The 7,901-nt window shown below is 66.3% G+C and carries 10 protein-coding genes; 6 read left to right on the top strand and 4 right to left on the bottom strand.

Features of this window, described 5'->3' with window-relative positions:
* Window positions 1–73 precede the first annotated feature (73 nt).
* The gene (locus AX681_RS17495) at window positions 74–385 is read left to right on the top strand and encodes a hypothetical protein (RefSeq protein ID WP_066682563.1); all 312 of its coding nucleotides are present in this window, start codon (window positions 74–76) and stop codon (window positions 383–385) included.
* A 290-nt stretch (window positions 386–675) separates the two neighbouring features.
* Here the strand turns inward: AX681_RS17495 and AX681_RS17490 are convergent, their stop codons facing one another.
* Entirely contained in the window at window positions 676–1,422 is a 747-nt protein-coding gene (locus AX681_RS17490) for a glucose 1-dehydrogenase (protein WP_066657088.1), read from the bottom strand.
* A 111-nt stretch (window positions 1,423–1,533) separates the two neighbouring features.
* Here AX681_RS17490 and AX681_RS17485 point away from each other — a divergent pair, with 111 nt between their 5' ends.
* The 4 genes from AX681_RS17485 (at window position 1,534) to AX681_RS17470 (ending at window position 4,447) form a co-directional block, all read left to right on the top strand.
* A complete protein-coding gene (locus AX681_RS17485; RefSeq protein WP_066657086.1) occupies window positions 1,534–1,866 on the top strand; it encodes a winged helix-turn-helix domain-containing protein in 333 nt (110 codons plus the stop codon).
* A gap of 494 nt (window positions 1,867–2,360) precedes the next feature.
* Window positions 2,361–3,200, top strand: a complete 840-nt coding sequence (locus AX681_RS17480) for a caspase family protein (protein ID WP_066682561.1) — start codon at window positions 2,361–2,363, stop codon at window positions 3,198–3,200.
* Window positions 3,201–3,217: 17 nt separating this feature from the next.
* The gene (locus tag AX681_RS17475; RefSeq protein ID WP_156442658.1) at window positions 3,218–3,469 is read left to right on the top strand and encodes a hypothetical protein; all 252 of its coding nucleotides are present in this window, start codon (window positions 3,218–3,220) and stop codon (window positions 3,467–3,469) included.
* Between the two features lie 96 nt (window positions 3,470–3,565).
* Complete coding sequence (locus AX681_RS17470) at window positions 3,566–4,447, top strand: hypothetical protein (protein ID WP_197424318.1); 882 nt, start codon at window positions 3,566–3,568, stop codon at window positions 4,445–4,447.
* A 4-nt stretch (window positions 4,448–4,451) separates the two neighbouring features.
* On the opposite strand, the gene AX681_RS17465 is transcribed toward AX681_RS17470, so the two are convergent.
* Window positions 4,452–4,985, bottom strand: coding sequence for a PepSY domain-containing protein (locus AX681_RS17465; RefSeq protein WP_197421847.1), 534 nt, complete (start codon window positions 4,983–4,985; stop codon window positions 4,452–4,454).
* Between the two features lie 82 nt (window positions 4,986–5,067).
* Complete coding sequence (locus AX681_RS17460; protein ID WP_066658523.1) at window positions 5,068–5,334, bottom strand: hypothetical protein; 267 nt, start codon at window positions 5,332–5,334, stop codon at window positions 5,068–5,070.
* A gap of 323 nt (window positions 5,335–5,657) precedes the next feature.
* Between AX681_RS17460 and AX681_RS17455 the strand changes: the two genes are divergently transcribed.
* Window positions 5,658–7,184, top strand: a complete 1,527-nt coding sequence (locus AX681_RS17455; RefSeq protein WP_066658516.1) for a tyrosine-type recombinase/integrase — start codon at window positions 5,658–5,660, stop codon at window positions 7,182–7,184.
* Between the two features lie 101 nt (window positions 7,185–7,285).
* Here AX681_RS17455 and AX681_RS17450 read toward each other — a convergent pair whose 3' ends face one another.
* Complete coding sequence (locus AX681_RS17450; RefSeq protein ID WP_066658532.1) at window positions 7,286–7,759, bottom strand: YybH family protein; 474 nt, start codon at window positions 7,757–7,759, stop codon at window positions 7,286–7,288.
* Window positions 7,760–7,901 lie beyond the last annotated feature (142 nt).

Here is a 7,901-nt window from a genome sequence, read left to right as displayed (position 1 = left end):
CCCCGCGCGCAATCCGTCCAACACGCCCCGCCACCCCTGTCCTACACGCCCGCAATCCGCTTCATCCTGTCGGATGACCCAACAAACCCCTCCGCCCGCCCGCGCACACTGGACTCCGGCCAAGCAGCGCATCTTCCTCGCCGCGCTTGTCGAAACCGGCAGCATCGCCCGCGCCGCCCGCGCGGCGGGCATGTCGCGGTCCAGCGCGCATGCGCTGCGCCATCGCCTGACCGGCACGCCGTTTGACTATGCGTGGAGCCGCGCGCTCGAACTGCACGCCGCACGGCTCGCCGATCCCTTCGCCCCCGATCCGCTTGCCCCGCGCGACCCCGCCGCACCCAGCGCACCAAAGCCGGCCCCCGTCGCGCCGCCGTCGCGTCGCTGATGCCCCGCCGTCGCTTCCTGTCGCCAATCGGTCGCGTGGCAGTCGCGCGATGGTCCGAACCCGTCGCGGCACAGTCGGGCACCCGTCGCGCAATCGTCGCGCACCTGTCGCCTGTGTGTCGCGCACCTGTCGCGTCGCGGGCGCTTCGCGGGTGTCATCCCGTCCAGTCAGCCCGCAACCCGCATGTTTTCGTCAGCTTCGCCGGAAGGTGTCAGGCGCAACTCGCCATCCCCGAAAGCGACGTGCCGCCGCGCCGCCGCGATCTGCGGCGCGCGCGACGGCGCTGCGGGTCACGCCCCGCCGCTCACCCCGATCACCTCGCCGGTGATCCAGCGCGCCGCGTCCGACGCCAGGAACACCGCCGCCACCGCGATGTCGTCGACATGGCCGACCCGGCCCAGCGGCGTCTGCGCGACGATCTGGTTGGCGAAGTCCGATCCCTCGACGATGCCCGCCGCGTCGGTGCCCTCGGTCATCGTCATGCCGGGCGAGATCGCGTTGACCCGGATCTGGCGCGGGCCCAGCTCGCTCGACAGCACGCGGGTGATCGCGTCCACCGCCGCCTTGGTCGCGGTGTAGAGCGACGCGCCCGGCATCTTCATGCGGGTGATGTTGGACGAGATGTTGATGATGCTCGCCCCCGCGCCCAGATGCGGCACCGCCGCCTTGGTTACGTTGAGCAGGCCCAGCACGTTGATGCCGAACATGCGGTGATATTCGACCGGGTCGAACGCCTCGATCGGGCTGAAGGCATAGACGCCGCTATTGTTGACCACGATGTCCAGCCGCCCGAATTCGCGCGTCGCCGCGTCGATCAGCGCGGTGGCCTGTGCCGCGTCGGCGACATCGCCCTGCACCGCCAGCGCCTTGCCGCCGGCGCTCTCGATCGCCGCGACGGTGGCGTCCGCGCCTTCGCGGCTGCTGGCATAGTTGACCACGACCGCCGCGCCCTCGGCGGCCAGCGCCCGTGCGATTGCCGCGCCGATTCCCTTGGACGCGCCGGTGACGACCGCGACCTTGCCCTGCAAACGACTCATGACTGCAATTCCTTGTCCCTCGCCCGCCGCCGGACTGGCCGCGTTAGTGCGATAGTTCGGGAATATGGAACTGTTGAACAAGGCGGCAAGGGGGCCTATCTGATTTTTATCATGCGCCCCTTCGTCCATCCCACCGTCGACAGCGTGACGCCGCAGGCGATCCTGCACGCGCTCGCCGATCCGGAGCGCGCGCGCATCTATGCGGAGATTGCCGGGCTGGGCTGTGTCCAGGGCTGCGCGACGCTGGCCGACACCGGGGAGCGGGTGATCCCCAAATCCTCGCTGTCCCAGCATTTCCGCATATTGCGCGAAGCAGGGCTGATCCGCTCGGAACGGCACGGCGTGGAGATGCGCAACTATGCCCGCTGCCAAGAGATCGACGGGCGCTTCCCGGGCCTGCTCAAGGCGATCATGGCCGCCTATTCGGGAGGCGCGGCGCGCTGACCGGCTCTCCCTGACGGAGGCACCCGCGCCACACCCCGCGCGCAATCCATCCAACACGCCTCGCCGCCCCCTGTCCTACACGGGCACCATCGGGTTCATGCTGTCGGATGAGCCCGACACCGCCGCCACCGTCCCGTGTGAATCGGCCATGCGATTGCCAGCGCGCCACCCGCAGCGCCGCGCCGTCCAGAACCTGTCGCCGCACCGTCGCACCCCGGACGCGTAGCGGGAGCCTCCCCGCCAAACCCTGTCGCCAGCCCGTCGCGCCCGCGTCGCGCCACTGTCGCGCACCTGTCGCGCCGGTGTCGCGTCCCCGTCGCCGCGCAGGCCATCCGCGGTCGCGAACCCGCCCACTCCGCCGCACACCGACGCAATGTTGTCAGCATCGTCGGACAACCGGCCCGGGGCGTGACGGACATCACGCGTGCCGCCCCCGTAACGAACCTATCCCGATGCCGGCATTCCCCGGCGGATGCCTTTTCGGAGGAACGGACATGGCGGCACTCTCGGTTCATATCGGCCTCAACCGCGTCTCCCCGGCGCATTATGGCAGCGAACAGCGCTTGCGCGGCGCGGTCCCTGATGCGCGGGCGATGAAGGCGATCGCCGATGCGCAGGGCTTCGCATCGACCCTGTTGCTCGACGACGCGGCCACCGTACTGGCGGTGTCGCGCGCCGTCAGCCAGGCGGCGGCGCGGTTGGGTGCGGGCGACACCTTCTTCCTCTCCTATGCCGGTCACGGGTCACAGCTGTTCGATGGCGGCGGCGATGAGCCCGATTCGGTCGACGAAACCTTGTGCCTGTTCGACCGGATGCTGCTCGACGACGAAGTTCACGGGCTGCTTGCCCGGTTCGAAGCCGGAGTGCGCGTGCTGGTCATCACCGACAGCTGTCACAGCGCGACGGCGACGCGGCTCATGACCAAACCCGACAAGGATGAGTTTGCGAAAGGCGGGGTCGGCCCGACCTATCCGGAAGCGGACGACCTCCGGTTCCGCAACATCGAAGAGCATGTCGCCCGCGACATCTACGCCGCGAACGCCGCACGCTATGACGAAGCGCGACTGCTTGCCCTGCCGCAGCGCCAGCTCGCGCTGCGCTGCGCCAAGATCCATCTCGCGGCGTGCCAGGACGATCAGCTCGCCGCCGACGCCCCCAATAATGGCTATTTCACCAGCCAGCTGCTGTTCCACTGGGCCAATGGCGCGTTCGCCGGGTCCTATCGCGACCTTTTCCGTGCCCTCGAACAGGCGATGCCGCGCCGGCAGCGTCCCAATCTCGAGACCGGGGGAGACGCCGCCGCGTTCGTTGCGGGGCGGCCTTTTGCAACCTGACGATGAAAGGAACGACGATGCAAGACTGCCATATCGATTTCCGCGTCGATCCCGACGTGATGAAAATGGACCTCGAAACCTTTCGCGGGTTCGTCAACGACACCTGTGTCCCGACCTTTTTCGAGACGCTCGGGCGGGTCAAGGCCAAGGCAAGCCTGGTCGAGGGCGTGCTGACCGATGAGGTGCGCGGCGGCGAGGCGCGGGTGTCCTGCTCCGCCGACAGCAAGCGCGACTGGCGCTGTGAGGGCAGCATTACCGTCCGCTGGTGAACCGGTGCGCGGCGGCGACCTGTGCGCCGCCGCGACCGTCTTGAAAGTGTCTTGCTTCAGTGATACACCGGCGCTGCAACGATCGAGTATTTGATGATGCGTAACCTCTTCCTCACCGCCGCCGCCCTCTGCGCACTCGCTGCCCCCGTCATGGCGCAGGGGCCTGCCGCCGATCAGGCCGATGTCATCATCACCGCCCCCGAACAGCGCGACAAGCAGATCCGCGACTATGTCCGCGCGCTTGCCAATGTGCCCGGCCGCGATCCGATGGCGCGGTTCGACCGCACGACCTTGTGCCCCGGCGCGGTCGGGCTGAGCCCGGCGCGCAATGCGGAGATCGCGGCGCGCATGCGGGTCGTTGCCAAGGCCGCCGGGATCGCGGTGTCCGACAAGGCCGACTGCAAGCCCAACGCGCTGGTCATCTTCGCCTCGGACAAGGAAGCGATGGTCGCTGCGCTCGAAAAGGCGCACCCGGCCTATTTCCGCGACGCCTATGGCACCCCGATCCGCACCCCGAAACAGGCCGGCCCGGCGACCGCCTGGCATCTGGAGGGTCGCCTCGACCGCAGCGGAACGCCGGTCGCGTATAACGCCGACACCGGCCAATATGAACTCAACTCGCCGCTGCCCCCGTCGCGGATCAGCGCCACCGTGCGCCCGATCTTCATCGCCGCGGTGGTGGTGATTCAGCTCGACGCCGCGATCGGCCTCAGCCCGGTCCAGCTTGCTGACTATGCCGCGATGCGCACCTTCGCACAGACCGACCCGGAAAAGGTCAAGGGCCTGTCCGCGCCGACGATCCTCACCATCCTCGACGCGCCCGACGATGCCGAGGTGCCGGTGACGCTGACCAAATGGGATTTGGGCTATCTGCGCGGCCTCTACGCCGCCGCCCCGATGCGCAGCGCCGCGACCCAGCGCGACGAGATCAAGCGCGGGATTTCCGGCGATCTCGACAAGGCCGCCGGCGGCAAATAGCGCGTCAGTGCACCGCGCGCTCGGTCAGTAAGGTCGCCTTGCCGTCCGCCCACGCGATTTCCATCGCCGGTTCCTTCCGCTTGCCCGGCGCGAACAGCTCGTAGAGGATCCGCCCATCCTCGACCTGACGGCTTTCGATCACCCGCTCGGGGGTAAAGGCGTCGGCGGTCGCGGCGGCGGCGGCGCGAACCGGGGCAGGGGCGTCGGCCCAGGCGATGTCGCGCTGCACCTCGACTGCCTTCAGCGACCCGTCGGGCTGAACCAGCATGTCGATCTCGACGTCGCTGCCATCGGGCCTTGTGCCCTCGACGTCATAGTAGGTCCGCCCGTCGCGGTCCTTGCGCTCAGCCTCCGCGATCCGCATCCCCGGCACCGTCGCCTCTGCCAGCTCGGCTACCCCGGCGGGTAAATCGGTCGCCACGACATTGGTGATCGCCGTTTCCGGCCCGTCCGCGAGCACGCCATTGGCGGGCGGGGCATCATTGCTGCTGCCGGAGCAGGCTGAAAGCGCCAGCAGCGCAAGGGCAAGGAAACGCATGGCAGAACTCCGGTTGCAACCGGTGTCAGGGTGCCCCCGGACGCGCGCCGACGCAAGCGGTCGACGCGCGCAGGGCAACGCGTCAGCGGCTGTTTTCCATCCGCGCGTCGTCATTGTCGTCGATCGCTTCGGCCTTGGCCTCGCCCGCGTCCTCGACATTGTCGGCCTGCTGCTCCAGCGCCTCTTCCATCGTCTCGTTGGGGGCCATGTCGGCCTGGTCTTCGAGATTGTCGGCCATCGCCTCGGCATTGGCCTCGACATTGTCCGCCGCGCGATCATCGGCGCCGCCGCACGCCGCCAGCGCAACCAGTCCGGCGCCCGCCAGCGCCGCCTTGAAGATCGATTTCATTGGAACTTCCTCCTGTTGATGCGGCGCATCAATGACTGGAGGGCAAAGCGGTTCCGCGCGAACCGCACACGCGGCCCCGCAACTGTCGGACAGGATTGGGGAAAATGGTGCTGCCGGTGAGGATTGAACTCACGACCTCAGCCTTACCAAGACGCTTTTTTACTTGCGCTAATCTATCCAAACCTACGATTTAGGCCATTTTTTCTTGACTAACCTAGCCATCAACGCGACACTCTAACCCACGATATTCCACCTCTTGCTTCCGATCTGCTTCCAAATTTCGGACGTTATCGGAAGGCTGAGGTCGGGTTGGAGTATATAGCATGTCCACCGAGCGCGTTCGAATCACGAAGCGGATCGTCGATGGCCTTTCAGCTGACGGAACCGACCGCTTCCTGTGGGATAGTGATGTCATTGGTTTCGGGCTGAGAATTTCCCCTGCCGGTAAGCTTGTCTATGTTCTCCAGTACCGCATCGAAGGCCGGCAGCGCCGGTTCAAGATCGGACCTCATGGCTCTCCTTGGACACCTGAATCAGCGCGCACCGAAGCGCAGAGCCTCTTAGGCAAGATCGTAGATGGAATCGATCCGCAGCAAGAAAAGATTGCAGAACGCAAAGAACTCACGCTTGAAGATTTGAGCGAGATCTATCTGAACGAGACCTTGTTCACCGCGAAAGATAGCTCGGTCCGGCAGGCTCGCAACAACATCGAGAACCATATCCTCCCGCTGCTCGGCAAGAAGCGGGTATCCAAGATCGAGCGCAGCGACGTCGAGCAGATGCTGCGCGACATCGCGGGCGGGAAGACCGCCCGAACCGTCAAGAAGGGACATCGCAGGCTGTCGCGGGTGCGCGGCGGCAAGGGCGCCGCCAATCAATGTGTGACCACGATCAGCGCGATGCTCGGGGTCGCCGTCGAGCGCAAGCTGCGCGCGGACAACCCCGCAATTGGCGTGCGGAAATTCCCCGGCAGGAAGATGGAGCGGTTCCTCTCACCCGCCGAGCTGGCGCGGCTGGGTGAGGCCCTGGCTGCGGCGGCGTCCCTGGGAGTAGAAAGCCAATTCGCAATCGCAGCGTTGCGCCTGCTGATCCTGACCGGGTGCCGCAAGAACGAGATTTTGAAACTCAAGCACAACCACATCGACCGCTATCATCGATGCCTCCGCCTGCCTGATTCGAAGACGGGTGCCAAAGTCGTCCATCTGGGTGCCCCGGCGATGCGGATTATCGCCATGGTCCCTACGGTCGAAGGAAACTCCTATCTGCTGCCAGGCAAGAAGGACGGCACACATGTGACGGACCTGCAGGCAGTCTGGGTTCGTATTCGCAAGACGGCAGGCCTGGACGATGTGCGGATTCACGATCTGCGGCACAGCTTCGCTTCGATCGGCGCCGCCACCGGCGACAGCATGTTGATCATCGGCGCACTGCTCGGGCACCGCAGCGCCAAGACGACCGAGCGATACACGCATCTCTCCGATCACCCGCTCAAAAGCGCTGCGGAGCGGATATCCGAGGAAATTGCGCGATGCCTTGGCGAGGCCGTGGAAGTCCTCGCTGCCAATGACTCCGCAGATGCAGACCCGTTCGCTGCTTTCTGGGAGCAATCGCCGGATCGCGGCGCACCGGTCTCCGACCCCGTGCTGGGTGCGGTCATTCGAACGCAGTGGCTGGACACGCGCGCGGCGGCTGCAAAGCTGGGATTTACGGTCGGAACGATGCAGACGTACCGCTGGCAAGGCACTGGCCCGGCGTTCCGCAAGATCGGTCGTCGCGTGGTCTACTCGGCCCAGGCGCTTGAGGCGTGGCAAGGGGTGCATGCCGAGCGAACGGAGTCGCTCGCAGCCTAGCCGATTGCTGACAACCTCGAACCACGCGATCGGCTCGCGCATGCCTTAGGCGATGCGCGAGTTCCTGATCGATCGGAAAACTCAATTGCCCGCCGAGCGCGTCAGGACGCCTTTGGTCTGCGCGAGGAGCTGTGCAGCGTAAGGATTTGCCAGCGGCCATCGCGCTTGACGAGCACGCTTGTCGCGACGCCCTGCCGCTCGATCGGATCTCCTTCTCGAGGCGTGATGACGTAGCGATAGGTCTCGGTCGCGATCGCAACCGGCCCTTCGAACCGAACCGACACCTTGTAATCGGCGAAGCGAAATGCCCTGAATTCTGCGAGCTCCGGGCCGAGATGATGTCGCAGGTAGTTGGCGTAGCTGCCCTCTGCGCCGCCGCTTTCGAAGATCTGCGAATCGGGCGCGAACAGCGCTTCGGTTCCTGTTGCATCGAGCCTCTCGACCGCACCCTTGTACCGGCCGAGCACGTCTTCGACTGCTTTCTCCTCCGTTGCCGGCGTCGCCGACTGGGCCAAGAGGGGGGCGGTCCCTGCCGCGAGCGGCAGGAGCAAAAGCAGGATGGCGTAGCGTTTCATCATCTTCTCCTTGGGGTAAATCACTCCAGTGCCGCGGCAACGCCGCGGAGCCGGTCGCGCAGCGGCCATTCGACGAGGCGGAAGGTGAGCGTCGCGCAGCCGACGAGCACGAGCACCAGCAGGGTCATCCACAACCAGCGCC

This window comes from Sphingomonas sp. CCH9-E2, from assembly GCF_001557215.1.
GTDB lineage: Bacteria > Pseudomonadota > Alphaproteobacteria > Sphingomonadales > Sphingomonadaceae > Sphingomonas.
This window is presented reverse-complemented; position numbering and strand designations above follow the sequence as displayed.

Coding starts and splice junctions, on each gene's coding strand:
- AX681_RS17475 (WP_156442658.1), top strand. CDS start 3,218: ATGCAAGACTGCCATATCGATTTCCGCGTCGATCCCGACGTGATGAAA.
- AX681_RS17460 (WP_066658523.1), bottom strand. CDS start 5,334: ATGAAATCGATCTTCAAGGCGGCGCTGGCGGGCGCCGGACTGGTTGCG.
- AX681_RS17485 (WP_066657086.1), top strand. CDS start 1,534: ATGCGCCCCTTCGTCCATCCCACCGTCGACAGCGTGACGCCGCAGGCG.
- AX681_RS17450 (WP_066658532.1), bottom strand. CDS start 7,759: ATGAAACGCTACGCCATCCTGCTTTTGCTCCTGCCGCTCGCGGCAGGG.
- AX681_RS17495 (WP_066682563.1), top strand. CDS start 74: ATGACCCAACAAACCCCTCCGCCCGCCCGCGCACACTGGACTCCGGCC.
- AX681_RS17465 (WP_197421847.1), bottom strand. CDS start 4,985: ATGCGTTTCCTTGCCCTTGCGCTGCTGGCGCTTTCAGCCTGCTCCGGC.
- AX681_RS17490 (WP_066657088.1), bottom strand. CDS start 1,422: ATGAGTCGTTTGCAGGGCAAGGTCGCGGTCGTCACCGGCGCGTCCAAG.
- AX681_RS17455 (WP_066658516.1), top strand. CDS start 5,658: ATGTCCACCGAGCGCGTTCGAATCACGAAGCGGATCGTCGATGGCCTT.
- AX681_RS17470 (WP_197424318.1), top strand. CDS start 3,566: ATGCGTAACCTCTTCCTCACCGCCGCCGCCCTCTGCGCACTCGCTGCC.
- AX681_RS17480 (WP_066682561.1), top strand. CDS start 2,361: ATGGCGGCACTCTCGGTTCATATCGGCCTCAACCGCGTCTCCCCGGCG.